The organism is Streptomyces sp. NPDC058198 (assembly GCF_042882605.1).
Taxonomy (GTDB): domain Bacteria; phylum Actinomycetota; class Actinomycetes; order Streptomycetales; family Streptomycetaceae; genus Streptomyces.
The window spans coordinates 286,998-311,291 of the sequence record NZ_JBHVVP010000003.1 but is presented as its reverse complement, the minus strand read 5'-3'; the positions used below and the strand labels follow the sequence as shown (position 1 = coordinate 311,291).

Here is a 24,294-nt window from a genome sequence, read left to right as displayed (position 1 = left end):
CTGAGGCTTTACCTAGTTCCCGCACTCGGGTCCGAAGGAGGCAGGATATTGAGCATGTCCAACGTTTCTCCCTCAGGCACACCCATGGCCGCGAGCCCGCTGACCCGCGCGGTGCTCGAAATCGACGAGTACGCGTCGGGGCTCGGCTGGGACCAGCCGGCCCGGCTCTTCGCGCTCGTCGACACCGCGCGGCTGCGCATCGACGAACCGGAGCTCGCGGCCCAGCTGGGTCTCGACGACGGCGGGGCGGTCGCCCCGCTCACCCCTATCGAGCAGGACGAGATCCCCTCCGGCACCCCGCTGGACGAGTTTCTCGGCACCATCGCATGGCCCGGGGCGGTGGCGGGCTGCGCGATGACGGTGGAGCGGCTGATGCTCCCGCCGTCCGCGGAGGCGTCCGTACCGGACGGTCTCGACGACTCGGGGCTCGCCGCGTGGGTCGCCGCCCACCCGGAGCGTCAGGAGGTGCGGATGACGGTGGCGGTGCTGCGTGACGGCGCCAGGGAGTCGGCGCTGCGGCTGCGCGAGAAGGACTCGCCCAGCGAGGTCCTCACCGGCTCCGGTCTGGTCCCGGGGCTGGCCGAGGCCCTCTCCTCGACCTTCGAGGCGTAGCCCTTCCGGATCAGTACGGCTCCAGGATCAGTACGGCTCCCGGAGCGGCTCCCCGCCAGGCTCCCCGCCTCCCGCGGATACGCGGCCGGTCACTTTGCCGAACAGCTCGGCAGGCCGGCCGTGTTCCCGGCGCGGATCTTGTCCAGCGACTTCGTGGCGTCCTCGATGGTCTTGACCCTGACCAGGGTGAGGCCCTTGGGGATGTCCGAGGCCGCGGCGGCGCAGTTGTCGTTCGGGGTGAGGAAGTACGTGGCACCCGCACTGCGCGCGCCGACGAGCTTCATCTCGATGCCGCCGATCGGGCCGACCGCTCCCTTGTCGTCGATCGTGCCCGTACCGGCGACGAAGGTGCCGCCCGTCAGAGCGCCGGGCGTGAGCTTGTCGACGATGCCGAGGGCGAACATCAGCCCGGCGCTCGGACCGCCCACGTCGGCCAGCTTGATGTCGACCGTGAACGGGAAGGTGTGGTCGGTCCCGGCCCGGATGCCGACGACCGCCCGGTCGCCCTCGTCGGCCTTCTGCGTGGTGATGGTGATCTTCTTGGTGCCCTCGGGCTCCTTGCCGGCCTTCTCCGCCGCCTTCGCGTCCGCGGCCGGGGCGATGGTGAAGACGACGTCCTCGCCGGGCTTGTGCCGGGTGACGAGCTTGGCGACGTCCTCCGGCTGCCGGACCGGCGATCCGTCCACGGCCCTGATGACATCCCCGGCGTGCAGCGTGCCCTCGGCGGCGCCGTCCTTGAGGACGGAGGAGACGATGACGCGTGACGTCACCGGGATGTCCAGCTCCTTCAGGGCGGCGACCTTGGCGCTCTCCTGGGACTGGCTGAACTCCTCCGCGTTCTCCTGCGTGGACTGCTCTTCCGTCTTGCCGTCCGGGTACAGCGTGTCGTGCGGCACCACCACGTTGTCGTGGGCCAGCCAGCCGTAGACCGCCTCGACGATGTTCATCCGGTAGTCCGCACCGGTGACCCTGACCGTCGTCATATTGAGATGGCCCGACGTCGGGTACGTCTTGCGGCCCGAGATCTGCAGGACCGGTTCGCCGCCCGCGTCACCGAGCGTGTTCACCGTCGGCCCCGGGCTCATCTCCGAATACGGAACTTTGATCAGCACGCCTGCGCAGAGCAGCGCGATGAGGACGAGGGTGGAAGCGAGCATCGTCGCGGTGCGGCGTGGCATGGAACGACAGTACGGGAAGGGTCTGTCAGTGCACCCCTGGGGCCGGTCCGTACGGGGGCTCCGTGCGGGCGGGCGTGGCGACTGCGTACGGTCGGCGGCCGCGTCAGGCGGCGTCCGAACCGGAGTCCGCCTTCTCCATGGCGTCACGGAAGCGGGTGTAGCCGTTGAGCTCGGCTATGTCACCTATGGTGCGGTTTCTCTGGACCCAGCTCCCCCATATCGCCGCGCCTATCGCGGCGAACAGCGGAATCAACAACCAGGCGAGAGCGGCCATTTTGACCTCCAACTCACAGCAACTGACCGATCAGCAGATGAGCCATCTGCGAAACCAACGCTGCTGGCCGGGGGGCAGTTACGCAAATCGGCGACGCCGCTCACCACCCCTCGGGGAGGTGCTACGCGCCGACCCACTCCTCGGTGCCGTCGGAGAATTTCTGGTGCTTCCAGATCGGGACCTCGTGCTTGAGGTCGTCGATCAGCTGACGGCAGGCGTCGAACGCCTCTGCCCGGTGCGGACAGGAGACCGCGACGACGACCGCCAGATCTCCCACCGCCAGATCACCCACACGGTGGACGGCCGCCAGAGCGCGCACCGGATGGCCGGCGACGACCTTCTCCGCGACGCGGCGCAGCTCGGCCTCGGCCGACGGATGGCTGGAGTAGCCGAGGGTGTCGACATCCGCACCCCCGTCGTGGTTACGCACCGTGCCGACGAAGAGAGCGGTGCCGCCCGCCGCGTCGTCCCCGACCGCACGGAAGACCTCGTCGACCGTCAGCGGGGTGTCACGGATCGCCAGCAGCCGGATGGGGTCCTGCGCCGTCTGCTCGCCCGGGTGGGAACGCGTGCTCGCCATGCGGTCCATCGTGCCGTACGGCACCGGCATCGCGGAACAACGCTTTCACCAGGAGGGGCGTGCCGCCTCGGAGCGTCCTAGGTCCTGTCCGGCCTAGAGGCGGCGCCGTGCCTTGCGGGCCCGCCGTACCAGCGCGGCCGTACCGAGCAGCGCCACGGTGGCGCCCGCCGCGCCGGCCGCGGTGGCGTCCTTGCGGCCGAGCCGGCGGCCCGCGACGGTGTGGCGGCCCTCCACCTCCGCCAGGAGAGCGGTGAGGACCTCCTCGTTGGTCCACTGCGGCCGCCAGCCCGCGTCGTGCAGCCGGCTGACGCTGACCACCCAGGGATGCATGGTGTAGGCGAGATCACCGGCCGGCGAGGGGGTGAGGCCGATCCGGTGCAGCCGGGCAGCGGCCCCCAGAGCCACCGCGGAGGGCAGTTCCATCCGACGGATGGAGCTCAGCTCCTCGACCTCCTCCTGCTCCAGCCAGCCGTCGCAGCCGACCGCGAACTCCCCGTCCACCTTTTCGAGCGCGGCGTACTCCAGCGCGCTGACCAGGTCTTCGACATGGCAGAACTGCCAGGTGGGGCGGGATCCGGCGACGACGAGCAGCCGCGGTGACTCGAAGTAGCGGGTGAGGGCGGTGTCCGTACCGCCGACGAGCACGGCGGGCCGTACGACCGTCACATTGAGCCCGGGGTGCGCGCGGGGCGCGCGGCGGCCCAGGCGCTCGATCTCCAGCAGATCGCCGACGCCGGTGGCCTCGGCGGTCGCGCGCAGCTCGGCGTCCTCGGAGAGCGGGATGTCGTTGTCGGGAAGCGCGCCGTAGACCATGGCCGAGGTGCACAGCACCACCCGGTGGACACCCGCGGCGGCGGCCGCCGTGAGCACGGTCTGGGTGCCGCGCACGTTGTACGCCGTTCGGGCGGCGGCGTCGGTCTCCAGGTCGAGATCGAGCGCCAGATGTACCACGACGTCCGCGCCGCGCAACTTCTCCGCGATGGCCGGATCGCGGACGTCGAGGATGTGCCACTGCGCCTCGGAGACCTCTCCTCGGCGCTCGTCGATGGCGATGACCTGCTTGATCTCCTCGGACGCGGCCAGGCGCCGGGTGAGCAGGTCACCGACGCCGGAGGCGGCGCCGGTGATTGCGACGACGGGGCCGCGGGACGGGGTCGGGGTTGAGCGGTTTCGCGCTGCGCGAACCTGCGGATCTGGGGAACTCACCGGGCGTCTCCAGCGGTTGTCTTCAGTACGTACGTGTAAGGCGCGTACGCACCAGGTGACGTCCATCCTGCCGCAGGCCATCGGCCGACGGAGCATCGAGCCCGGAAGCCGCCCGGGTGTCGGGGCCGCGTCCGGCCGGCCCGGGCGGGTGACGGCGCAGGTCGAAGGAGGGTCCGGGCGCCACAGCCGGGCACGGTCCACGACCCGCGACACGACCCTCGCCGGCCCCGTGCCGCTTAGGCTGGGTGGTGTAGTCGGGCAGCCGCCGCCGGCAGGAAGCCGGCGGCCCTACGAGCCGAGGAACCCCGTGAGTGACACTCCATTCGGATTCGGCCTTCCGCCGGAGGAGCCGGACGACGGCGACGGCAAGAAGAAGGACCCTGCCGGAGGTGGTCAGGGTGCGGGCGGCCAGGGCGGTCCCGGCAATCCCTTCGCGGGATTCGGGCTGCCGGGCGGCGGCGGGGGCGGCGGGGACAACCCGTTCGCCGCGATGTTCGGCTCGCTGAACCCCAACGACCTGGGGGCGGCCTTCCAGCAGCTGGGCCAGATGCTCAGTTACGAGGGCGGTCCCGTCAACTGGGACATGGCCAAGCAGATCGCCCGCCAGACGGTCGCCCAGGGCACGTCCGACGGCACCAAGGACGCGAGCGTGGGCCCCGCCGAGCGTGCCGCGGTCGATGAGGCGGTCCGGCTGGCCGATGTGTGGCTGGACGGTGTGACCTCCCTGCCCTCCGGCGCGAACACGTCGGTGGCGTGGAGCCGCGCCGAGTGGGTCGAGGCGACCCTGCCCGCGTGGCAGCAGCTCGTCGACCCGGTGGCGGAGCGGGTGGGCACGGCCATGGCCGATGTGCTGCCCGAGGAGATGCAGTCCGTGGCGGGTCCGCTGATCGGCATGATGCGCTCCATGGGCGGCGCCATGTTCGGCCAGCAGATCGGGCAGGCCGTGGGTGTGCTGGCGGGTGAGGTGGTCGGCTCGACCGACATCGGACTGCCGCTGGGCCCGGCCGGCAAGGCCGCGCTGCTGCCGCTGAACATCGAGACGTTCAGCAAGGACCTCGGGCTGCCCAAGGACGAGATCCGGCTGTATCTGGCGCTGCGCGAGGCCGCCCACCAGCGGCTCTTCGCCCATGTGCCGTGGCTGCGGTCGCACATGTTCGGCGCGGTCGAGGGCTATGCGCGCGGGATCAAGGTCGACACCTCCAAGCTGGAGGACGTGGTCGGCCAGTTCGACCCCAGCCACCCCGAGGAGCTGCAGGAAGCGCTCCAGCAGGGCATGTTCCAGCCGGAGGACACCGCGGAGCAGAAGGCGGCGCTCGCCCGGCTCGAAACGGCGCTCGCGCTGGTCGAGGGCTGGGTGGACGCGGTGGTGCACGAGGCCGCCAGGACCAGGCTCACGGGCGCGGACGCGCTGCGCGAGACGCTGCGCAGGCGCCGGGCCTCCGGTGGTCCCGCCGAGCAGACCTTCGCCACCCTCATCGGCCTTCAGCTGCGTCCGCGCAGGCTGCGGGACGCCGCGCGGCTGTGGGCCTCGCTCACCGACGCGCGCGGGGTCGACGGGCGCGACGCCCTGTGGGAGCACCCCGACATGCTGCCGACGGCTTCCGACCTCGACGACCCGGACGGCTTCGTCCACCACGAGCAGGCGGACTTCTCCGAGCTCGACAAGATGCTCGGCGAGGCAGCGGGCGGTTCGGCCGGCACCAAGCCGAACCTCCGGAAGGACGACGGCAAGGGCGACGGCGAGGACCAGGGCAAGGACGACACCGACAAGTGAGCCTGCACGACGACGCGGTCCTCGTACTGAAGAGCTACGAGGACCAGGAAGAGCTGCGCGGGCTCTATCTGGACCATCTGGCCGCCCACCCGGACGGGATGTGGAAGGCCTGTGAGGCGGGGCATCTGACCGCGAGCGCGCTGGTGATCGATCCGGAGCGCGGCCGTGTCCTGCTCACCCTGCACAAGAAGCTCTCCATGTGGCTTCAGATGGGCGGCCACTGCGAGCCAGGTGACAGCTCGCTGGAGCGGGCGGCGCTGCGGGAGGCCACGGAGGAGTCGGGGATCCCGGGCCTGACGCTGCTGCGGGGCGGTCCCGTACAGCTGGACCGGCATGCCATTCCGGCCCCCTGCCACTGGCATCTCGATGTGCAGTACGCGGCGCTGGCGCCGGCCGGGGCGGTCGAGGCGATCAGCGACGAGTCCCTGGATCTGCGCTGGTTCTCCTACGACGAGGCGGCTGAGGTGGCCGACGGCTCGGTGGTACGGCTGGTGGAGCGTACGCGCGCCGCGCTGCTCCGCTGAGCAGCGGCTGAGGCTGCGGCTTCTCCTGCTCCTGCTCCTGCTCCTGCGACTTCGGCTGAGAGAGGGGCGGCCTCCGTGGAGGCCGCCCCCTCTGGGCTGATCAGCCGCCCCCGCTCCAGGCGTTGTTCTGGTTCTGGCCGTGCGCGCCCTGCTGGCCGACGCCGAACTGCGCCCCCAGGCCCTGACCGATCTCCGCGTGCTGCGGCGGCATGACCTCGCTGGGCTGGACGAGCGCGAAGCCCTGCCCGAGGAAGCTGAGTTCCCAGCCTTCCCCGGTGGTGCCACGCCGCCGCCGTATGCCCGAGGAGTGCGTCTGTGCCTGCATCTGCACCCGCAGCGCGGAGGACCAGGCGACCACGGCGTCCGCGTCGGCGTTGACGTACTTGTCCGGCGTGACCTGCATCATCAGTGGCTGGCCCGAGGTCATCAGGGCGACCTTGCCCCGGCCGGAGATGTTCAGCTGGTACTTGCCGGAGCCGGAGATGCCGTACTGGCTGTCCACCGCGATGACTTCGGTGTGCAGCGTGGAGTCGAGCGCCAGGACATAGGCGCTGTCCACCGTCATGCCGTCGTGGTCGACCTCCACGACATGGATGTACTGGGCGAGGTTGGCCAGATAGACCGTGCCCTGCCCGGAGCAGCGCATCAGTTCCAGGCCCTCACCGGTGCGCGCCCGGGCCCGCCGCTGGTTCCCCGACTGGTACTCACCGTCGAAGTCGATCAGGCCCTGGTAGGCGACCATCGCGCCCTTGCGGGCGAGGACGTCGTCCTGGCCGGTGAGCGCGACCCGCAGCAGCTGCGGGTTCTGTACCGCGTACCGCTCCTGGGACTGCTGTTCCGTGTATGCGAAAAGTGGACTCTGCATGGTGTGTTCCCGCTTCCCCTCAGCGCCGGATCCGCAGGCGGTCGGTGCTGTCCTCGCTGGGCTGTACGACGACGATGCCCTGGCCCGAGAAGGCCATCTGAAAGGCCTCTCCGCTGCCCCGTCCGATCAGCGAGGAGGCTTTGAAGCTGCGCTTGCCCTTCACCTTGAGGTCCGGGGACCAGGCGACGAGGGCGTCAGGATCGACGTAGGTCTCGTCCTCGCCGCGGCCGCAGTCGACGACGATCGGGGTGCCGCGGGAGGTCACGGCGACCCAGCCAGTCCCGGAGATCTGTACGTTCCACAGGCCCTGGCCGGCGAACTTGGCCAGGCCCTTGACCCGCTCGACACCCCACTGGAGGTGCGCGTCGAAGGCCAGCAGATTGGTGCCGTTGACCGAGAGCGCGTCGTTGTTGAGGTTGATCACGACGACATCCGCGCCGTAGTCGGCGAGGTAGAGCAGACCGTCCCCGGCGCACTTCATGAGCGGGGTGCCCTCGCCGGTCGCCCACTGGGAGGCGACCTGACGGATGGCGGGCGGGTTCGGCTCGTACTGGATGAAGCCCTCGTAGGCGATCATCGAGCCGGTGCGTGCGAAGAGGTCCTGGCCGGAGGCCATCGCGACCTTCAGCATGGAGCGGCCGTGATTCTCCATCCGGGCCGCGATGGGCGTGGGGGCGAAGCCCGCGAGCTGCTGGTTCATTGTCCGGGCTCCCTCAGACCTCGTACGGCTGGACGACGATGAAGTTGCCGGGGGCTCCCCGGAACTGCAGGTTGACGGTCTCTCCGCTGTGGCCGGGGTACGCGTTACGGCGCAGCCTGACCTGGCTGGAGAGGATCACCTGGGACGCGGACGACCAGGCGACGACGGCATTGCAGTCGGCGAAGGTCGTCGGCGTGACGGGCAGGACCACCGGGGTGCCGTGGGTCTTCACGACGACGGTGCCGGTGCCCTGGAACTGCATGGTGAACAGAGCGCCGCCGGGGATGCCGTGGCCCTCGATACGGCGGACCTCGTACTGAAGGCTCTCGTCGAAGGCGAGGACGTTCTCCGCGGAGACGCAGATGCCGTCACCCTGAAGCTCGACGGGATGCAGATGCGCGCCCTCTTCGGCGAGGAACACCTGTCCACGGCCGGTGCAGCGCATCAGCTGCATCTCCTGGCCCGTGGCGTTGCCGACGATACGGCCCGAGAAACCGGCGCCCTTGTAGCCGAAGTCGACCTTGCCCTGGTACATCACCATGCTGCCCTGGCGGGCGAGGACCGGTGTGCCGCCCATGCCGAGGTCCACCCGCATGAGCTGGCCGTTCTGCGGGGTCCAGCGCTGGCCGGTGGGCAGTTCCTTGTACGGCTGAAGGGCCGCCTGGAGACCGGCGCCGCCCGGCGGGACGCCCTGCGGGACGCCTTGAGGAGGACCGGGCGGCTGCTGACCGAACGGGGAGGGCGCCGCGGGCTGTCCGTACGGAGACGGCGCGGCGGGCGGCGGGACCTGCCCGGGGATCTGGCCGAACTGCGGCGGCTGTCCGTACGGGGCCGGCGCGGCCGGCGGCGGCACCATGCCGCCCGGCGGGGTCATGGGCGCCGCGATGGTCGGCGCGACGTGCATCGGCTGAGGTGCCGGGGCGGGAGCGGGAGGTCCGGCAGGAGCGCCGAAGGACGGCGCGGGCTGCGGAGGCTGGGGTGCCTGCGGGGCGGCCGGGGCGCCGAAGGCCGGGACAGGGGCGGAACTCTGCGCGGGCGGGGCGAAGGACGGTACCTGGCCGCCGGCCTGCGGCTGCGGCGCGGCCGGCTCCTCCTCGGCGACCTCGCCGCCGAAGTTCTTGAGCAGCGCGTCCAGACCGCCGTCGAAGCCCTGGCCGATGGCGGCGAAGCGCCATACGTCCTTCAGGTAGAAGTCGCCGAGCATAACCGCACGCTCGGTGGTGAACTCCGAGCCGCTGAAGGCGTATCGGACGACTTCCTCGCCGCCCGCGACGATGCGGATGTATCCGGGACCGACGTGCGACATCTGGCCCGCGCCGTCGATGGTGGCGGTGAACGAGAGCTTGTGGATGGTGGCCGGGATGCGGTCCAGGGTCACCCGGAAGGACTCGGTGTCCCCGGCCTGCGCGCCCAGCAGCTGGACGGATTCCTCGGGCGACTTCGGCTGATTGAAGAAGATGAAATAGCGGTCGTCCGAGAGCTGCTCGTTGGCGTCGAGTCCGAAACAGCTGATGTCGAAGCTCAGCCCGGGAGCGGCGATCTGCACACCTACGTACAGATCTGTTCCCGGCGTGAGATCACTGATCTTGGCCTTGTGGCCGCGTTGGAATTCCCTGGCCATACGTAACGACCGTCCCCCATCCCGAATATGACTGAGTCGCGCCAGGCTAACGGCTGGGTGCGACATTGAGCCAAGCCGGTACACATTCGGTACAGGATCGCCGAATCACTGTTCCCGGCCTCAACAGGTGTCACGCGCTCATGCGGAATAGGTCATTCACCGGGCACGAGGGGCAGATGCGGCAGTCGCTCGGCCGCGACCACGCCTTCGAGATAGCCGCGGGCGCGCTCGGTGCGGGGATACGCCTCCAGCAGCCGCCAGAACCGGGGCCCGTGCCCCGGCACCAGCAGATGCGCCAGCTCATGGACGAGCACGTAGTCGACGACGTACTCCGGCATGCCCTGCAGCCGGTGCGACAGCCGGATGCTGCCCTCGGCGGGGGTGCAGGAGCCCCAGCGGGTGTTCTGATTGGTCACCCAGCGGACGGAGGCGGGTCTCGCCCGGCCGGCGAAGAACTGGTCGGACAGCCGCTCGGCCCGCTCGGTCAGCTCGGTGTCGCCGAGGACGCGCTTGCTCTCCTGGGCTGCGAGCTTGTCGAGCATCACCGACACCCAGCGCCGCTCCTCCGCCTCCGACATCCGGGCGGGGATGAGCACGATGGTCCTGTCACCCTCGCGGTACGCCGAGACCGTTCTGCTGCGGCGGGTGCTCCTGCGGACCTCGACAGCGCTCGTCCCCGGGCCGCGCGGCGGGCGGCTCGCCACGCCGCGCTCCGCGCTTCCGGCGCTGTTCGATGGGGTCTCCCCCGCGAGGCGAGGGGAAGGATCGGCGGACACGCCCCGACGTTACCCGCTGCGTGCGGGGGAAGTCCCGCCGCCGGGACGGTTCGATCTTGATCCACTCCGTGGCATGCGCCATTTGAACGACTAATGCCCACAGCTGTGGATAACTTTCCGCGCCCCCGGCCGCCGCCTTGCATTCTGAGAACGCGAAACAGCGAGATCAGCGAACCAAGAAAAGATCAACGGGGAGGCCGATATGCATCCGATGGTGAAGCCCGCGCTGCGGCACGCCTGGCGGGAGCGGCAGACGGTGCAGTTCGGGGTCACCCCCGCGCACGCGGTGCTGGTCGGCCCGGTCGACACCGCCACGGGCAGCTTTCTGGAGCTGCTCGACGGGACGCGGGGGCTGCCGCTGCTGCGGGAGGAGGCCCGCGCGATGGGACTGCCGGACGGCCGGGCCGATTCGCTGGTGGAGCGGCTGACCGCGGCGGGGGTGATCGACGACTCGGACGCGGGCGGCCGGGCGGCCGACGCGTTACGGAACCGGGCGGGGGCCCTCGACCGGATGCGGCCCGATCTCGCGTCGCTCTCCGTCGTCCATCCGGAGCCGGGCGCGGGGATACGGCGCCTGGCGGCGCGGCGGGCGATGCGGGTCCAGGTCCGGGGAGCCGGGCGGGTCGGGGCGGCTGTCGCCTCGGTGCTCGCGGCCTCCGGGGTCGGGCGCCTCGATGTGCTGGACGGCGGGTGCGCGCAGGAGTGGGATGTGGCGCCCGGCGGCCTGCCCGCGGGGTCCGTCGGCGAGCGCCGGGATGTGGCGGCCCGGCAGCTGGTCCGGCGGTCCGCGCCCGGTCGGGCGCCGAGGGCGGCGGAGCTCGCGGAGTCCTGCGGCGAGGGTGAGCCGCCCCTCTCCCTGGTCGTCGTCGCCCCGCGGGACGGCCTCGCGGCCTACGCCCCCGATCCGGCGGCGGCCGAGCCCTGGATCGCCACGGGGACTCCCCATCTCTATGCGGGTGTGATCGAGGGCACAGGTCTGGTCGGGCCGCTGGTGCTGCCCGGTGGCACGGCCTGTGCGGGCTGTCTGGCGCGGGGCCGGGCGGACCGCGATCCGGGGTGGCCCCGGACGCTGGCGCAGTGGGGGTCAGGGCGCCGCAGGGCGGCCGCCGTACCGGCCTGCGATCTGGGGCTGGCCACGACGGTGGCGGGTCTGGCGGCGGCCCATGCCCTGTCGTTCCTGGACGGTGAGCTGCCCGCCGGCACGGGTGCACGATGGGAGGTGTCATTGCCACTGCTCGACTGGCGCTCGGAGCGGATCGTGCCCCATCCGGACTGTCCCTGCGGGGCGGCCGGGAAAAGAGAGGGGGAGCGCATCGCCGCGGCGGGGGCACCGCACGACACAATGGCGGGGTAGCCGGCCTACGCGGCATGGCTGTCTGGGATTAGGAGGGGCGTAATGTCTGATCTTCCCCGGAAGGCGGTCACCCGTACCGCGAAGTTGGCCGCGCTGCCGCTGGGCTTCGCCGGACGGGCCACCTGGGGCCTGGGCAAGCGGATCGGCGGGAGGTCCGCGGAGATCGTCTCCCGGGAACTGCAACAGCGCACGGCCGACCAGCTCTTCAAGGTGCTCGGGGAGCTCAAGGGCGGCGCGATGAAGTTCGGGCAGGCGCTGTCCGTCTTCGAGTCCGCGCTGCCCGAGGAGATCGCCGGGCCCTACCGGGCGGCGCTCACCAAGCTCCAGGAGGCGGCCCCGCCCATGCCGACCCGCACGGTGCACGCGGTGCTGACCGAGCGGTTGGGCGAGGACTGGCGTGAGCTGTTCGTCGAGTTCGAGGACAAGCCCGCGGCCGCCGCGTCGATCGGCCAGGTGCACCGGGCGATCTGGCACGACGGGCGCGAGGTCGCGGTCAAGGTGCAGTATCCGGGCGCCGGGGAGGCGCTGCTGTCGGATTTGTCACAGCTGAGCCGGTTCGCCAGGCTGTTGGGGCCCCTGGTGCCGGGGATGGACATCAAGCCGCTGATCACCGAGCTTCGCGACCGCGTCTCCGAGGAGCTGGACTACGCCCTGGAGGCCCAGGCCCAGCGGGAACACGCGGCGGAGTTCGCGGACGACCCGGATGTGGTGGTGCCGGATGTGGTGCACCAGAGCGACCAGGTGCTGGTGACGGAGTGGATCGACGGCATACCGCTGGCGGAAGTGATCAACAACGGCACACCCGAGCAGCGCGACCGGGCGGGGCAGCTGCTGGCACGGTTCCTCTTCTCGGGCCCCGCGCGTACGGGACTGCTGCACGCGGATCCGCATCCGGGCAACTTCCGGCTGCTGCCGCCCGTGGAGACCGATGAGGACGACGACGGGGCGGAGGGCGAATTCCGGCTCGGGGTGCTGGACTTCGGCACGGTGGACCGGCTGCCGGGAGGGCTGCCCGGCACCATCGGCGAGGCGCTGCGGATGACGCTGGAGAGCGACGCCGAGTCGGTGTACGACCTGCTGCGCGAGGAGGGATTCGTCAAGGAGTCCATAGATCTCGACCCGGACGCGGTGCTGGACTATCTGAAGCCGATCATCGAGCCGGCGGCAGCGGAGGAGTTCACCTTCACCCGGAGCTGGATGCGCAATCAGGCGGCGCGGGTCGCCGATCCGCGCTCCCCCGCCAACCAGTTGGGCAAGCAGCTGAATCTGCCGCCGTCGTATCTGCTGATACACCGCGTCACGCTGAGCACCATCGGCGTGCTCTGCCAGCTGAACGCGACGGTACGGCTCCGGGACGAGCTGGAGGACTGGCTGCCCGGGTTCCTGCCGGAGCAGTACGACGAGGAAGAAGCGGTCGAGGCCGGAGCCTGACCGAGCAGTCCGACGACGGGGGGCGGGGCAGGGGGCGGGGGCGGGGGCGGGGACAACGCAACGCGGGGGCCGGTCCCTCGGGACCGGCCCCCGCTCAGTGATACCGAACTGGCTGGTTCGCCTACTGCATGACGGCCACGGCCAGCGCGCGGCGGGCGCGCATCGACACGCGCTCGGCGCGGCGCTGCATCCGCCGAGCGGCGACCAGGCGCACGGCCCGGCGTTCCGCGTCGACTTCACGCATTCGTTCGTCCATATGCGCGCGAGCCAGGGCTTCTGGGATGAGTTGCATCTCGCGGGTCCTGTTCTGACGCGAGTCGTTCGCGCCGGTGGTGCTGACAACTGGGGTGGCGGAGCCCGAGGGCTCGCTCGTGGAAGAGGTCATCGGAGCCTGCTTCTGGGGATCGTGCGTAAAGGGACGGTCGATGGTTCCGGACGCGTTCATGCCGCGACCGGGTTCTTGCGCGGACGGCCACGCGGCCGCTTGCGGGCAACGACCACGCCCTGGACGAAGAGCTCGCCGCCCCAGACACCCCACGGCTCGCGCCGCTCCTTGGCGCCGGCGAGGCAGGCCTCGACCAGCGGGCAGGTGCGGCAGAGCGACTTGGCGTGCTCGACATCGGCCGGGGACTCGGCGAAGAAGACCTCCGGGTCGTAGGCACGGCAGGGAACGGGTACGCCGAGGTTCTCGATGGCGTCATCGAGCGCGGTGAGCGCGGTGAGCGGGGTCAAGGTGGAGTCCTCCGTGAGACCGGGCGGGGGGATCGTTTCGGAAGTCGGTACGGACGGGGCGTGCGCTTCGAGTTGCACGGGGTGTCGTTCCTCGTCTGGTCGGTCCGGCCTGTTGGCCGGTTGTCGGCTGGTACCGGGTGTTACCTGTCCCGAGGCCCCTTCGCTCCGTCTCTCCCGTTCGGGAAAAACAGAAGGGCCGCGGATCCCGGGTGGGGTTCCGCGGCCCTGAAGGCGCCGGCCTGATCTTCGATCAGGCTGGATCACTCCAGGGTTCGAGCCCACGGAAGGCCCACATCTTGTGATGCTGCGTCGTCTGCTTCTTGGTTTCGGCACTGGCCGCCGCGAAGGCATAGGCCTTCGCCTCTGCGCCTGCTACTGCCGCTCCCAGCGCCTTGGTCGGTCGCTCATTGCGCGGCCGGACGGGCAGACCCGACAGACCGGTGGGACGCGCGGCGCAGGCGCCGGACATACCGATGGCAATGAGTTCGGAACCGGAGAAGCCGAGCGAGCAGGCGGAGACGACCGAGGGATCGGTCATTTTGGCCGGGCTGATGAAGCTGGTGTTGATGCTGATCACTGGAATCGCCTCCTCTCGGCGTCTCAAGGACCGGCCCGGGGGCCGGTCGCACGTTCACTGGACAGATACAGCTTTGGACAAGTAGAGCACGGGGACAGGGCTTCGGAGAAGCCGCCGTTCCCGTGGTTAAGAACCTATGGGGATTGCCGGGGCGCGCGCAAACTATTTTCTCGACGAGTTTGTATCAGCTGTCCCCATCGTCCCCGGCAAGCTCCTCACCTGCGCAGATGGCCAGCACATCGGCTCCGAAGCGGCCCAGCTTGCGGCTGCCGACCCCCGCGATCCCGGCCAACTCCCCCTCGCTGCCCGGCACCGCCTCGGCGATGGCCATCAGCGTCTTGTCGGTGAACACGCAATAGGCGGGCTGACTGAGCTGCTGCGCCTGGTCCGCGCGCCAGTCGCGCAGCCGCTCGTAGAGCGCCTCGTCCATGTCGGAGGGACAGTCCTCGCAGCGCATGAGCTTCATCTCGCCGGCCTCGGTGAGGGTCTTGCCGCACACCCGGCAGAGCACGGGGCCGCGCCGCTTGCGCTTGACGGCCGCGCCGCCGCGCTCGGCGGTCCCGCCCGCGGCCGCCGCCACGCTGCGGGCTCCGGGGGCCGTGGAGCCCGGACGCAGCCCGTTCAGAAAGCGGGTGGGACGCCGGGAGGCCCGGCCGCCGGGCGAGCGGGAGAGCGCCCAGGAGAGGGAGAGATGGAGCCGCGCCCGGGTGACCCCGACATAGAGGAGCCGGCGCTCCTCCTCGATCTGCTCGTCGGTCTTGGCGTAGGTGATCGGCATCATGCCCTCGGTGAGCCCGACGAGGAACACCGCGTCCCACTCCAGGCCCTTCGCCGCGTGCAGCGAGGCGAGCGTGACGCCCTGCACGGTGGGCGCGTGCTGCGCGGCCGCCCGCTCGTCCAGCTCGGCCACCAGATCGGCGAGCGTGGCCGTCGGCTTGGCGCGCACGAAGTCCTCGGCGAGACGGACCAGGGCGGCCAGCGACTCCCAGCGGTCGCGGACCGCGCCGGAGCCCGAGGGAGGTTCGGTGGTCCACCCCTTGGTGGAGAGAACCGCCCGCACCTGTGAGGGCAGCTCCACGACATCGTCGAGCAGGGAGTCGTTGCCCCCGAAGCGCGCGGCGCCGCGCAGCGCGGCGCCCGCTTCCCGTACCTCCTGGCGCTCGAAGAACCGCTCGGCGCCGCGCAGCTGGTACGGCACGCCCGCGTCGGCGAGGGCCTGTTCGTAGACCTCCGACTGGGCGTTGATCCGGTACAGCACGGCGATCTCGCCGGCCGGGACGCCGGCGGCGATCAGATCGCGGATCCGGCGGGCGGTGCCCTCGGCCTCGGCCGGCTCGTCCACGTACTCCGTGTGGACCGGCTCGGGGCCCGGCTCGCGCTGCGAGATCAGCTCGAGGCGGTGCTCGGCGGCCCGGCCGCGCGCCTGGTTCAGCAGGCCGTTGGCCAGATGGACGACCTGCGGGGTGGAGCGGTAGTCGCGGATCAGCTTCACCACGGTGGCGCTCGGATGCCGGGTGCGGAAGTTCAGCAGGTGGTCGGGGGTGGCGCCGGTGAAGGAGTAGATCGTCTGGCTGGCGTCCCCGACGACACAGAGGCTCTCCCGGTCCCCCAGCCAGAGGTCGAGCAGCCGCTGCTGGAGGGGGCTGACGTCCTGGTACTCGTCCACCACGAAGTGCTGGTACTGACGGCGGATCTGGTCGGCGATGTCATGCCGGTCCTGGAGGATGCCGACCGCGAGCAGCAGCACATCCTCGAAGTCGATCACCGAGCGCTCGCGCTTCAGCTGCTCGTACATCGCGTAGATCTGGCCGATTTCGGCCGGGTCGCGCGGGGCGTCGCGGTGCGACTTGGCGACGGCGGCCGGATAGTCGGCCGGCACGGTCTGGGTGACCTTCGCCCACTCGATCTCGCTGGTGACGTCGCGCAGTTCATTGCGGTCGAGCTTGATCCGGCAGCGGGCCGCCGACTCGGCGACCAGCTGGACCTTGCGCTCCAGCAGCCGCGGCAGCTCACCGCCGACCGCCTTGGGCCAGAAGAACTGGAGCTGGCGCAGCGCCGCCGAGTGGAACGTGCGTGCCTGGACGCCGCCCGCGCCGAGCTGGCGCAGCCGCCCGCGCATCTCACCCGCGGCGCGGTTGGTGAAGGTGACGGCCAGCACGCTGGCGGGCTGGAGTATCCCGGCGCGCACGCCGTACGCGATCCGGTGCGTGATGGCGCGTGTCTTGCCCGTGCCGGCCCCCGCCAGCACGCACACCGGACCGTGCAGGGCGGTCGCCACCTCGCGCTGCTCGGGGTCGAGCCCGTCGAGCACCGCGTCGGCGTCGCGCGGCGGAGCCACGATCTGGCTGCCGGATTCCTGCGGGAACAGTGGGGAGTGCGTTGCTGCTGTCACGCCGCCATGCTGCCAGGTCCCAGGAGACGGCTGCGGCGGTTGTCCACAGGGGAGCCGCGCCGGTCGTATCAACGCGGGTCGTGCGGTGGGTCGCAGCCGTCCGGGAATGGTGGCCGGGTCACGTGCGTTCGACAGGATGCGAGCGGCGTACGAGGACGACGGACGGCGCATTGGGCGAGACAAAGGAGCGCGAGAGCATGCCGGGCACTGTGACGATGTACAGCACCACGTGGTGCGGATACTGCCGTCGGCTGAAGGGCCAGATGGACCGCGAAGGCATCGCGTACAACGAGATCAACATCGAGCAGGACCCGGAGTCGGCGGCCTTCGTCGAGAAGGCGAACGGTGGCAACCAGACCGTGCCGACGGTTCTGGTCATCGCGCCCACGGGCACCGAGTCGGTCATGACGAACCCGTCGCTGGCCCAGGTGAAGCAGGCCCTCGGCGCCTGACGCACCGGCGCTCTCCAGGCGCCCTCCGGGGGTCCTCCAGGTGTCCTCCGGGGGTGGAGGGCACGCGCGGCCGCAGCGGAGTACTTCGGGCCGGGGCCTCCTGCACACGTCGTGCGGGAGGCCTCGGACTACGCCGTCGGCGCCTGCGAGATCCGCACCATGTTGCCCGAGGGATCGCGGAACGCGCAGTCACGCGGGCCCCAGGGCTGGCTCATGGGTTCCTGCAGCACCTCCGCGCCCGACGCCCGCAGCTTCTCGAAGGCCGCGTCGAGATCGTCGGTGCGGAAGACGATCTGCTGCAGGACGCCCTTGGTGAGCAGCTCCTGAATGGCGTCGCCGTCGGCCTGGGACCGGCCGGCGTGAGGTTCCGAGAGCACGATCTCGATGTCCGGCTGGGTCGGGCTGCCGAGGGTGACCCAGCGGAATCCGCCGGCAGCGACGTCGTTGCGCACTTCGAGGCCGAGCGCGTCGCGGTAGAAGGCGAGGGACTCGTCCGGGTCGTTGACGGTGATGTGGGAGTAATGGAGTGAGATGTTCATGCGGACCACGCTAGGCGGCGGTCGCGCGGACCGCTTCTCCGATCCTGCTCGGCGCGTTTCTGGTCGGCGCGTTTCTGGTCGGCCGGGTGCGCACCTTCGCCACGCACGCGGGCATCGCCGTCTCCGCGGGGTGCTCCCGCAGCCGGTATGCGCTCGGCGTCTCCCCCAGGAGCTCGGTGAATCGTGAGCTGAACGAGCCGAGCGAGGTACAGCCGACCGCCATGCACGCCTCGGTCACGCTCACCCCCGCGCGCAGCAGGGCCATCGCCCGCTCGATCCGGCGCGTCATGAGGTAGTTGTACGGCGTCTCGCCATAGGCCGCCCGGAACTGCCGCGAGAAGTGCGCCGGCGACATGAGCGCGTGGCGGGCGATCGTCGGCACGTCGAGCGGACGTGCGTACTCCCGGTCGATCAGATCCCGCGCCCGGCGCAGGTGCCCGAGGTTGGCGAGGTCTTGCGGAGTCATGGGACGAGGGTAGCAGCCGTTCCCCGAAAAAAGCTGCTGACCTGCGAGGATGTGACTCAAACGGCCGCCCACGCACCACGCTCGGCCGGGAAAACCCGGCCGAGCGTCCGCATGAACTGCCCGACGCCAAACGCCTGCCGGGTACGTCAGTTGGCGGGCTTCGGCAGGGGCTTGCCGTACCAGAGTTCCACCAGGCGCGCGGCGATCGAGATGCCGGCCGGCGGGAGGATCTCGCCCGACTCGATCGCGGCCCGCAGGTCCTCCCGGGAGAACCAGCGCGCCTCCTCGATCTCCTCACCGTCCACCGTGATCTGCGAGGACGTGGCGCGGGCCATGAAGCCCAGCATCAGGCTCGACGGGAACGGCCACGGCTGGCTGGCGACGTACTCGACGTCGCCCACCGTGACGCCCGCCTCCTCGAAGACCTCGCGAGCCACCGACTGTTCGATCGACTCGCCGGGCTCGACGAAGCCCGCGAGGGTGGAGAAGCGGCCCTCGGGCCAGTGCACCTGGCGGCCGAGGAGCGCGCGGTCCTCCTCGTCCGTGACGAGCATGATCACCGCGGGGTCGGTCCGGGGGTAGTGCTCGGCGCCGCAGGCCTGGCAGCGGCGGATATGGCCGGCCGCCGCGATCACGGTGCGCTCGCCGCAGCGGGAGCAGAAGCGGTGCAGCCGCTGCCAGTTCTCCAGCGCGACGGCGTGCACCATCAGGCCCGCGTCGCGCGGGGAGAGCAGCAGCCCCGCCTCGCGCAGCCCCGCGGCCCGCGCCGACTGGTCCATGCGCCCGGGGAGCGCGTCCTTCTGAAGGGCGAAGTAGCGGACGCCGCCCTCGTCCGTACCGAGGTAGTAGCGGTGGGTCTCGGTGACGGGCGCCTCGAAGGACGGGGTCATGACCAGTTCGGTGCGGCCGTCCGGTGTGTCGTCGATCAGCACCTGGCCGCCCGACACCACGAAGACCCGCGTGGTCGGGTGACTCCAGGCCGCCGCCAGCCAGGCCTCGTCGAGACGGTGGTGCGCCGCGCGGTCGATACCGCTGTGGGCGGTGAGGCCGATCGGTCGGTGTGCGGTGGCGTCACTGCTGATGGTGCTCACAGGTACTTCCAACTCCCCCGGGTGGATTGGGTTTCTGTTCAGCGGAGTGCGGCGGCAAGGTCGCCCCAGAGGTAGGCGGTGGTCTCCACGCCCTTGAGGAGCAGGTCCAGTTCGACCTTCTCGTTCGGCGCGTGCCAGCCGTCGGACGGTACGGAGATGCCGAGGAAGAGCACCGGCGCACCGAGCACGTCCTGGAGGTCGGCGGCCGGTCCCGAACCGCCCTCGCGGGTGAAGCGGATCTTCTGGCCGAAGGCGCGGCCCATGGCCCGTACGACCGACTGGAGCGCGGGGTGGTCCAGGGGGGTCAGACAGGGGCGGGTGGCCGCACCGAAGCTGATCTTGTGGCGGATTCCGGCCGGGATCCCGGCCTCGACCCAGTCGCGTACGGACCGCTCGACATGGTCCGGGTCCTGGCCCGCGACCAGCCGGAAGGAGAGCTTCAGCTGGGCGGAGGACGGAATGATCGTCTTGCCGCCGGGGCCCTGGTAGCCGCCTCCGATGCCGTTCACCTCGGCGGTCGGGCGGGCCCAGACGCGCTCCAGGGTGGAGTAGCCGGACTCGCCGAGAGTGCCGTGGGACCTGGCCGTACGCAGCCACTCCGCCTCGTCGAAGGGCAGCTCGGCGATGAGAGCGCGCTCGGCGTCGGTGAGTTCGGCGACACCGTCGTAGAAGCCGGGGACCGTGACCCGTTCCTGCTCGTCGTGCAGGGCCGCGACGAGGCGGGCGGCGACGGTGGCCGGGTTCGGGACGGCTCCGCCGAAGGAGCCAGAGTGGATGTCCTGGTCGGGGCCGTACAGCTCGATCTCGCAGTCGGCCAGGCCGCGCATGCCGGTGCAGACGGTCGGGGTGTTCTCGGACCACATACCGGTGTCGGAGACGATCACGACGTCCGCGGCGAGGCGGTCGGCGTGCTGCTCGGCCAGGGCGCGGAAGTGCGGGGAGCCCGACTCCTCCTCGCCCTCGACGAGGAGCTTCAGGTGCACGGCGGGGGTGGCGCGGCCGGTGGCGGCGAGATGGGCCCGTACCCCGAGGGTGTGGAAGAACACCTGGCCCTTGTCGTCGGCGGCGCCGCGCGCGAACATCCGGCCGTCCCGGACGACCGGTTCGAAGGGGGCGGTGTGCCAACCGTCCTCGGGGGCGGCAGGCTGGACGTCGTGGTGGCCGTAGACCAGGACGGTCGGGGCGTCGGGGTCCTCGGAGGGCCACTCGGCGTAGACGGCCGGGGCGCCCGGTGTGTTCCAGATCTCAGTGACCGGGAAGCCGGTCTCCTTGAGCTTCGCGGCGAGCCAGTCGGCACTGCGCCGCACGTCAGCGTCGTGGTCGGGCTGGGCGGATACGGACGGGATGCGCAGCCAGTCGGCGAGGTCGTCGAGGAAGGCGGCGCGGTGGGTCTGGATGTACGTACGGACGACGCTGTCCGGGTTGTCGCTCATGACGTCGAGCCTAACGGGCTCCGGGAGCGGTCTCGTCTGCCGGTTCCACGGATCGCCCGTCCGTGGCCGCGTCCCCGGTCTCCTCGCCGGTGAGGATGCGTTCCAGCTCCGGGCGGCCGGGGAGGCGGTCGGGGCGGACGACCTCTCCGCTGCGTACGTAGAGGAACGCGGCCGTGACCGCGGTCAGCGGGAGACCGTGCTGCTCGGCCCAGGCGAGGCGGTAGACGGCGAGCTGGAGAGGGTCGCCGGTGCGGGCTCGGCTGGTCTTCCAGTCGACGATCTCGTACGTATACGTGTCCTGACCGGTCACCGGGTCGACGTGGGCGCGGCGATAGACGGCATCGATACGGCCCCGGATCACCCGGCCGGCGAGGGTGAGATGGAACGGCGTCTCCACGCGGTGCGGCGTGCGCCGGGCGTACGGGGTGCGCTCGAAGGCGGCCTTGAGCGCGGCCAGCTCCCGTTCGTCCGCGATCTCCGGCTCGTCCTCGTCGCCCCCGGGCAGCTCGTCCGGGCCGAGCATCGGCAGCGGCAGCTCCTCGAACCTCGACTCCACCCAGGCGTGGAACCGGGTGCCTCTGCGGGCGGCGGGCTGCGGCCGGCGGGGCATGGGGCGGGCCAGGTCCTGGGCGTAGCCGTCCGGGTCCGCGGCGAGGCGCAGCAGCTGGGAGGCGGAGAGGGAGGGCGGTACGGGCACGTCGCGGACGGTCGCGCGGGCACGCCGCAGCTCCCCGGCGAGGGCGTCGAGATCGCGGTCCCAGGAGGCGAGGGCGCGGACCTCTTCGGGGGTGAGGCCCGCTTCGCGGCGGGCGGCGGTCGCGCCGGACTGCGACCGGGGGCCGGGAACGGGGATGGGCGCGGGGTGCGCACGACTCGGGCCGGTGTCGGCGCCGTCTGTGCCGGCTCTGTCTGGGTCGGCGGCGTCTGGGTCGGCGGCCTCCCCGGGAGACGGCGCCGGGATCGTCGCGTCGCGCGTGGTGTCCCAGGCGTCCCAGTCGGACAGATCGGCCTGATCGGGGTCGTCCTGATCGGGGTCGTGCGGCTCGAACGGCTCGGGCTCGTCGTCCCAGATGTCCATCACCGGCTCCGGCTCCGGCTCCGGCAGCTCGTCCTCGCCGTCGTCCTCGCCGCCCGACCTCAGCGCGTCCAGGTGGGCCAGGACCGTGTCCGCCGCGGCTCTGCGGCGGGCCAGGGACAGCGCGTCCAGCGGGAGGGGCCAGGCATGGGGAGTGCTTTCGGCTCGCAGTGCCGGGTTGTCCTCCGCCTCCTCCGGTTCGTCCGCCCACACCTCGATCTCGCCATGACCGGCCGCGCAGTGGTCGTACAGGGCGTGCAAGAAGTCCGACGGGCCGCGGGGGCGTTTCTGGGTGGGCCCCCACCAGTGGCCCGAGCCGAGCAACAGGGAGCGCGGGCGGGTGAAGGTGACATAGCCGAGGCGCAGTTCTTCCGTGTGCTGGTGCGCCTTCATGGCCTCCTTGAAGGACTTCAGGCCCTTCGCGTCCCAGGACGCGATGTCCGGAAGCGTCGGTGCGTCGCCGCGCAGCGCGTGCGGGAGGACCTTCGGCTGGGACGTCCAGGCCTCGCGGGCCTTGCCGCTGGGGAACTGTCCGGTAACCAGGCCGGGGACGGCGACGACATCCCACTCCAGCCCCTTCGACTTGTGGGCCGTGAGCACCTTCACGGTGTTCTCGCCGCCCGGCAGCGCGTTGTCGAGGCCCTTCTCGTACTGCGCGGCCGTGCGCAGGAACGCCAGGAAGGCCAGCAGACCGGCCTGCCCGTCGAGCGCGGCGAAGGAGGCCGCTATGTCGAGGAAGTTGCTCAGCGTCTCCCGCCGACGGGCGGCCAGGGCGTGCGGGGACGCGGAGAGTTCGACCTCGAGGCCGGTGGTGGACAGGACGCGGTGCAGGACGTCCATCAAGGGGTCGGCCAGCGACCGGCGCAGTTCACGCAGTTCGGTGGCGAGACGGGCGAAGCGGACCCGGGCGGCGGCGGAGAAGGGCAGTGCGTCGTCCGGGGCGCCGGCCGACTCCAGGAACGTGTCGAGGGCGTCGGCCAGCGAGATCACCTCCGCCGGGTCGGTGCCCTCGACGGCCGCGGCCAGCCGTGCGCCGAGGTCCTCGTCCGCGTCGGGGCCGGTGCCGCGGTGGACCAGCAGTCTGGCCCGGCGGCCCAGCAGTGCCAGGTCGCGCGGGCCGATGCGCCAGCGCGGCCCGGTCAGGAGCCGTACGAGAGAGGCGTTGGCGCCGGGGTCCTGGAGGACCTCGCACATCGCGACGAGGTCGGCGACCTCGGGGAGATGGAGCAGCCCTGACAGGCCCACGACCTCGACCGGCACCTCGCGGGCCACCAGCGCGCCCTGGATCTCCGGGAAGTCGCCGGCCGTGCGGCACAGCACGGCGATCTCGCCCGGCTCCTTGCCCGTGCGCACGAGGTGGGCGATCGAGTCGGCGAGCCACTCGATCTCCTGCGCGTGCGTGGCGAGCAGCGCGCAGCGCACGCCTCCGTCGCGCTCGGCGCCCGGCGCGGGGCGCAGCGCCTCGACGCCTTCGTGCATCGCGCGCAGCGGCTCGGCGAGGCCGTTGGCGAGGTCGAGGAGCCGGCCGCCGCTGCGGCGGTTCTCGCTGAGGGAGTAGCGGGTGGCGGGGCGCCCGTCGGCGTACGGGAAGTGGGCGGGGAAGTCGTCGAGGTTGGCGACGGAGGCGCCGCGCCAGCCGTAGATCGCCTGGCAGGGGTCACCGACCGCGGTCACCGCGTGTCCTGAGCCGCCGCCGAAGAGCCCGGAGAGCAGGAGCCGCTGGGCGACCGAGGTGTCCTGGTACTCGTCGAGCAGGACGACCCGGAATTCGTCCCTGAGGAGGTCGCCGACCTCGGGCCGCGTCCCGGCGAGCTGGGCGGAGAGGGCGATCTGGTCGCCGAAGTCGACGAGGTCGCGGGCGCTCTTGGCCTCGCGGTAGCGCCGCACCAGGTCGAGCAGTTCGCGGCGGGCGGCGGCGGTCTCGGGCACCTTGCGCAGCTCGGCGTTGCTGAGCACGGCGCTGTCCAGGGTGGCCAGCAGGTCGGTGTCGTACGCGCCGAGCCGGCCCGGTTGCACGAGATGCTCTGCCAGCTCGGCGTCGAGCGCGAGCAGATCGCTGACCAGGGCGGGAAGCGTTTTGGTCAGTGCGGGATACGGTCCCGGCGCGTCCCGCAGCACCCGCGCGGCGAGCTGGAAGCGGGTGGCGTCGGCGAGCAGCCGGGTGGTGGGTTCGAGGCCGATCCGCAGGCCGTGGTCGGTGAGCAGCCGGCCGGCGAAGGCGTGGTACGTCGAGATGCGGGGCTCGCCCGGCGGATGGTCGGGGTCGATGGCGTCGGGGTCGGTGACACCGGCCCGTACGAGCGCCGTGCGGACCCGCTCGGCCAGCTCGCCCGCCGCCTTGTTGGTGAACGTGAGGCCGAGGACCTGCTCGGGGGCGACCTGTCCGGTACCCACCAGCCACACCACCCGGGCGGCCATGACCGTCGTCTTCCCCGAGCCGGCTCCGGCCACGATCACCTGCGGGGCGGGCGGCGCCGTGATGCAGCCGGTCTGCTCCGGGGTGAAGGGGATCCCGAGGAGCTCCTTGAGCTGCTCGGGATCGGTGAGGTGCGCGGACACCTCAGGAGGCTATCGGCCACCACTGACACTGACCGGAGGCGGTAGCGAATGAAGGCCGCGGAGGGTGCCGGCCGGCTGTCGCT

The 24,294-nt window shown here is 71.4% G+C and carries 23 protein-coding genes; 6 read left to right on the top strand and 17 right to left on the bottom strand.

Going from position 1 to position 24,294, the window contains the following annotated elements:
• Positions 1 to 54 precede the first annotated feature (54 nt).
• Complete coding sequence (locus tag ACFVWW_RS13655; RefSeq protein WP_384183968.1) at positions 55 to 612, top strand: PPA1309 family protein; 558 nt, start codon at positions 55 to 57, stop codon at positions 610 to 612.
• Positions 613 to 701: 89 nt separating this feature from the next.
• Here the strand turns inward: ACFVWW_RS13655 and ACFVWW_RS13650 are convergent, their stop codons facing one another.
• The 4 genes from ACFVWW_RS13650 to ACFVWW_RS13635 form a co-directional block, all read right to left on the bottom strand.
• On the bottom strand, positions 702 to 1,790 hold the full coding sequence (locus ACFVWW_RS13650; protein WP_384183966.1) for a PDZ domain-containing protein: 1,089 nt from the start codon (positions 1,788 to 1,790) through the stop codon (positions 702 to 704).
• Between the two features lie 103 nt (positions 1,791 to 1,893).
• On the bottom strand, positions 1,894 to 2,064 hold the full coding sequence (locus ACFVWW_RS13645) for a hypothetical protein (protein ID WP_384183964.1): 171 nt from the start codon (positions 2,062 to 2,064) through the stop codon (positions 1,894 to 1,896).
• Positions 2,065 to 2,185: 121 nt separating this feature from the next.
• On the bottom strand, positions 2,186 to 2,644 hold the full coding sequence (locus ACFVWW_RS13640; protein ID WP_384183961.1) for a molybdenum cofactor biosynthesis protein MoaE: 459 nt from the start codon (positions 2,642 to 2,644) through the stop codon (positions 2,186 to 2,188).
• A 93-nt stretch (positions 2,645 to 2,737) separates the two neighbouring features.
• A complete protein-coding gene (locus ACFVWW_RS13635; protein ID WP_384183958.1) occupies positions 2,738 to 3,850 on the bottom strand; it encodes an SDR family oxidoreductase in 1,113 nt (370 codons plus the stop codon).
• A gap of 307 nt (positions 3,851 to 4,157) precedes the next feature.
• On the opposite strand from ACFVWW_RS13635, the gene ACFVWW_RS13630 reads away from it, so the two are divergent.
• On the top strand, positions 4,158 to 5,624 hold the full coding sequence (locus tag ACFVWW_RS13630) for a zinc-dependent metalloprotease (protein WP_384336396.1): 1,467 nt from the start codon (positions 4,158 to 4,160) through the stop codon (positions 5,622 to 5,624).
• Positions 5,621 to 6,148, top strand: a complete 528-nt coding sequence (locus tag ACFVWW_RS13625; RefSeq protein WP_384336398.1) for an NUDIX hydrolase — start codon at positions 5,621 to 5,623, stop codon at positions 6,146 to 6,148. The genes ACFVWW_RS13630 and ACFVWW_RS13625 overlap by 4 nt, the downstream gene beginning before the upstream one ends.
• Before the next feature lie 100 nt (positions 6,149 to 6,248).
• Here the strand turns inward: ACFVWW_RS13625 and ACFVWW_RS13620 are convergent, their stop codons facing one another.
• From ACFVWW_RS13620 to ACFVWW_RS13605, 4 genes are all read right to left on the bottom strand, one after another.
• A complete protein-coding gene (locus ACFVWW_RS13620) occupies positions 6,249 to 7,013 on the bottom strand; it encodes an AIM24 family protein (protein ID WP_384193656.1) in 765 nt (254 codons plus the stop codon).
• Positions 7,014 to 7,032: 19 nt separating this feature from the next.
• Complete coding sequence (locus ACFVWW_RS13615; protein ID WP_384193654.1) at positions 7,033 to 7,713, bottom strand: AIM24 family protein; 681 nt, start codon at positions 7,711 to 7,713, stop codon at positions 7,033 to 7,035.
• A gap of 13 nt (positions 7,714 to 7,726) precedes the next feature.
• A complete protein-coding gene (locus ACFVWW_RS13610) occupies positions 7,727 to 9,334 on the bottom strand; it encodes a TerD family protein (protein ID WP_384336400.1) in 1,608 nt (535 codons plus the stop codon).
• A gap of 152 nt (positions 9,335 to 9,486) precedes the next feature.
• Positions 9,487 to 10,110, bottom strand: a complete 624-nt coding sequence (locus ACFVWW_RS13605; RefSeq protein ID WP_384193649.1) for a M48 family metallopeptidase — start codon at positions 10,108 to 10,110, stop codon at positions 9,487 to 9,489.
• A gap of 202 nt (positions 10,111 to 10,312) precedes the next feature.
• Between ACFVWW_RS13605 and ACFVWW_RS13600 the strand changes: the two genes are divergently transcribed.
• Together ACFVWW_RS13600 and ACFVWW_RS13595 are read left to right on the top strand one after the other, a co-directional pair.
• Positions 10,313 to 11,464 (top strand): TOMM precursor leader peptide-binding protein, encoded by a 1,152-nt coding sequence (locus ACFVWW_RS13600; protein ID WP_386878378.1) that lies wholly within the window; start codon positions 10,313 to 10,315, stop codon positions 11,462 to 11,464.
• Positions 11,465 to 11,506: 42 nt separating this feature from the next.
• Positions 11,507 to 12,895, top strand: a complete 1,389-nt coding sequence (locus ACFVWW_RS13595) for an ABC1 kinase family protein (protein WP_384193644.1) — start codon at positions 11,507 to 11,509, stop codon at positions 12,893 to 12,895.
• A gap of 121 nt (positions 12,896 to 13,016) precedes the next feature.
• Here the strand turns inward: ACFVWW_RS13595 and ACFVWW_RS13590 are convergent, their stop codons facing one another.
• From ACFVWW_RS13590 to ACFVWW_RS13575, 4 genes are all read right to left on the bottom strand, one after another.
• Positions 13,017 to 13,340 (bottom strand): hypothetical protein, encoded by a 324-nt coding sequence (locus ACFVWW_RS13590; RefSeq protein WP_384193641.1) that lies wholly within the window; start codon positions 13,338 to 13,340, stop codon positions 13,017 to 13,019.
• Positions 13,337 to 13,705 (bottom strand): WhiB family transcriptional regulator, encoded by a 369-nt coding sequence (locus ACFVWW_RS13585; protein WP_384193638.1) that lies wholly within the window; start codon positions 13,703 to 13,705, stop codon positions 13,337 to 13,339. Before ACFVWW_RS13585 ends, ACFVWW_RS13590 begins: the two co-directional genes overlap by 4 nt.
• 172 nt (positions 13,706 to 13,877) lie before the next feature.
• The gene (locus tag ACFVWW_RS13580; RefSeq protein WP_384193636.1) at positions 13,878 to 14,204 is read right to left on the bottom strand and encodes a hypothetical protein; all 327 of its coding nucleotides are present in this window, start codon (positions 14,202 to 14,204) and stop codon (positions 13,878 to 13,880) included.
• A gap of 184 nt (positions 14,205 to 14,388) precedes the next feature.
• Positions 14,389 to 16,596 carry an ATP-dependent DNA helicase UvrD2 gene (locus ACFVWW_RS13575; RefSeq protein ID WP_384336404.1) on the bottom strand — a complete coding sequence of 736 codons (2,208 nt, stop codon included), beginning with the start codon at positions 16,594 to 16,596 and terminating at the stop codon, positions 14,389 to 14,391.
• 197 nt (positions 16,597 to 16,793) lie between these two features.
• Here ACFVWW_RS13575 and ACFVWW_RS13570 point away from each other — a divergent pair, with 197 nt between their 5' ends.
• Positions 16,794 to 17,048 (top strand): mycoredoxin, encoded by a 255-nt coding sequence (locus tag ACFVWW_RS13570; RefSeq protein ID WP_384193633.1) that lies wholly within the window; start codon positions 16,794 to 16,796, stop codon positions 17,046 to 17,048.
• A gap of 128 nt (positions 17,049 to 17,176) precedes the next feature.
• Here the strand turns inward: ACFVWW_RS13570 and ACFVWW_RS13565 are convergent, their stop codons facing one another.
• From ACFVWW_RS13565 to ACFVWW_RS13545, 5 genes are all read right to left on the bottom strand, one after another.
• A complete protein-coding gene (locus ACFVWW_RS13565; RefSeq protein WP_384193630.1) occupies positions 17,177 to 17,587 on the bottom strand; it encodes a VOC family protein in 411 nt (136 codons plus the stop codon).
• Positions 17,588 to 17,597: 10 nt separating this feature from the next.
• The gene (locus ACFVWW_RS13560) at positions 17,598 to 18,053 is read right to left on the bottom strand and encodes a helix-turn-helix transcriptional regulator (RefSeq protein WP_384193627.1); all 456 of its coding nucleotides are present in this window, start codon (positions 18,051 to 18,053) and stop codon (positions 17,598 to 17,600) included.
• A 146-nt stretch (positions 18,054 to 18,199) separates the two neighbouring features.
• A complete protein-coding gene (gene nudC / locus ACFVWW_RS13555) occupies positions 18,200 to 19,144 on the bottom strand; it encodes an NAD(+) diphosphatase (RefSeq protein ID WP_384189635.1) in 945 nt (314 codons plus the stop codon).
• A gap of 38 nt (positions 19,145 to 19,182) precedes the next feature.
• Positions 19,183 to 20,577, bottom strand: coding sequence for a dipeptidase (locus ACFVWW_RS13550; RefSeq protein WP_384336406.1), 1,395 nt, complete (start codon positions 20,575 to 20,577; stop codon positions 19,183 to 19,185).
• 10 nt (positions 20,578 to 20,587) lie between these two features.
• Entirely contained in the window at positions 20,588 to 24,211 is a 3,624-nt protein-coding gene (locus ACFVWW_RS13545) for a UvrD-helicase domain-containing protein (protein ID WP_386878379.1), read from the bottom strand.
• Between the last annotated feature and the right edge of the window lie 83 nt (positions 24,212 to 24,294).

Coding starts and splice junctions, on each gene's coding strand:
- ACFVWW_RS13655 (WP_384183968.1), top strand. CDS start 55: ATGTCCAACGTTTCTCCCTCAGGCACACCCATGGCCGCGAGCCCGCTG.
- ACFVWW_RS13650 (WP_384183966.1), bottom strand. CDS start 1,790: ATGCCACGCCGCACCGCGACGATGCTCGCTTCCACCCTCGTCCTCATC.
- ACFVWW_RS13645 (WP_384183964.1), bottom strand. CDS start 2,064: ATGGCCGCTCTCGCCTGGTTGTTGATTCCGCTGTTCGCCGCGATAGGC.
- ACFVWW_RS13640 (WP_384183961.1), bottom strand. CDS start 2,644: ATGGCGAGCACGCGTTCCCACCCGGGCGAGCAGACGGCGCAGGACCCC.
- ACFVWW_RS13620 (WP_384193656.1), bottom strand. CDS start 7,013: ATGCAGAGTCCACTTTTCGCATACACGGAACAGCAGTCCCAGGAGCGG.
- ACFVWW_RS13615 (WP_384193654.1), bottom strand. CDS start 7,713: ATGAACCAGCAGCTCGCGGGCTTCGCCCCCACGCCCATCGCGGCCCGG.
- ACFVWW_RS13610 (WP_384336400.1), bottom strand. CDS start 9,334: ATGGCCAGGGAATTCCAACGCGGCCACAAGGCCAAGATCAGTGATCTC.
- ACFVWW_RS13600 (WP_386878378.1), top strand. CDS start 10,313: ATGCATCCGATGGTGAAGCCCGCGCTGCGGCACGCCTGGCGGGAGCGG.
- ACFVWW_RS13595 (WP_384193644.1), top strand. CDS start 11,507: ATGTCTGATCTTCCCCGGAAGGCGGTCACCCGTACCGCGAAGTTGGCC.
- ACFVWW_RS13590 (WP_384193641.1), bottom strand. CDS start 13,340: ATGAACGCGTCCGGAACCATCGACCGTCCCTTTACGCACGATCCCCAG.
- ACFVWW_RS13570 (WP_384193633.1), top strand. CDS start 16,794: ATGCCGGGCACTGTGACGATGTACAGCACCACGTGGTGCGGATACTGC.
- ACFVWW_RS13565 (WP_384193630.1), bottom strand. CDS start 17,587: ATGAACATCTCACTCCATTACTCCCACATCACCGTCAACGACCCGGAC.
- ACFVWW_RS13560 (WP_384193627.1), bottom strand. CDS start 18,053: ATGACTCCGCAAGACCTCGCCAACCTCGGGCACCTGCGCCGGGCGCGG.
- ACFVWW_RS13550 (WP_384336406.1), bottom strand. CDS start 20,577: ATGAGCGACAACCCGGACAGCGTCGTCCGTACGTACATCCAGACCCAC.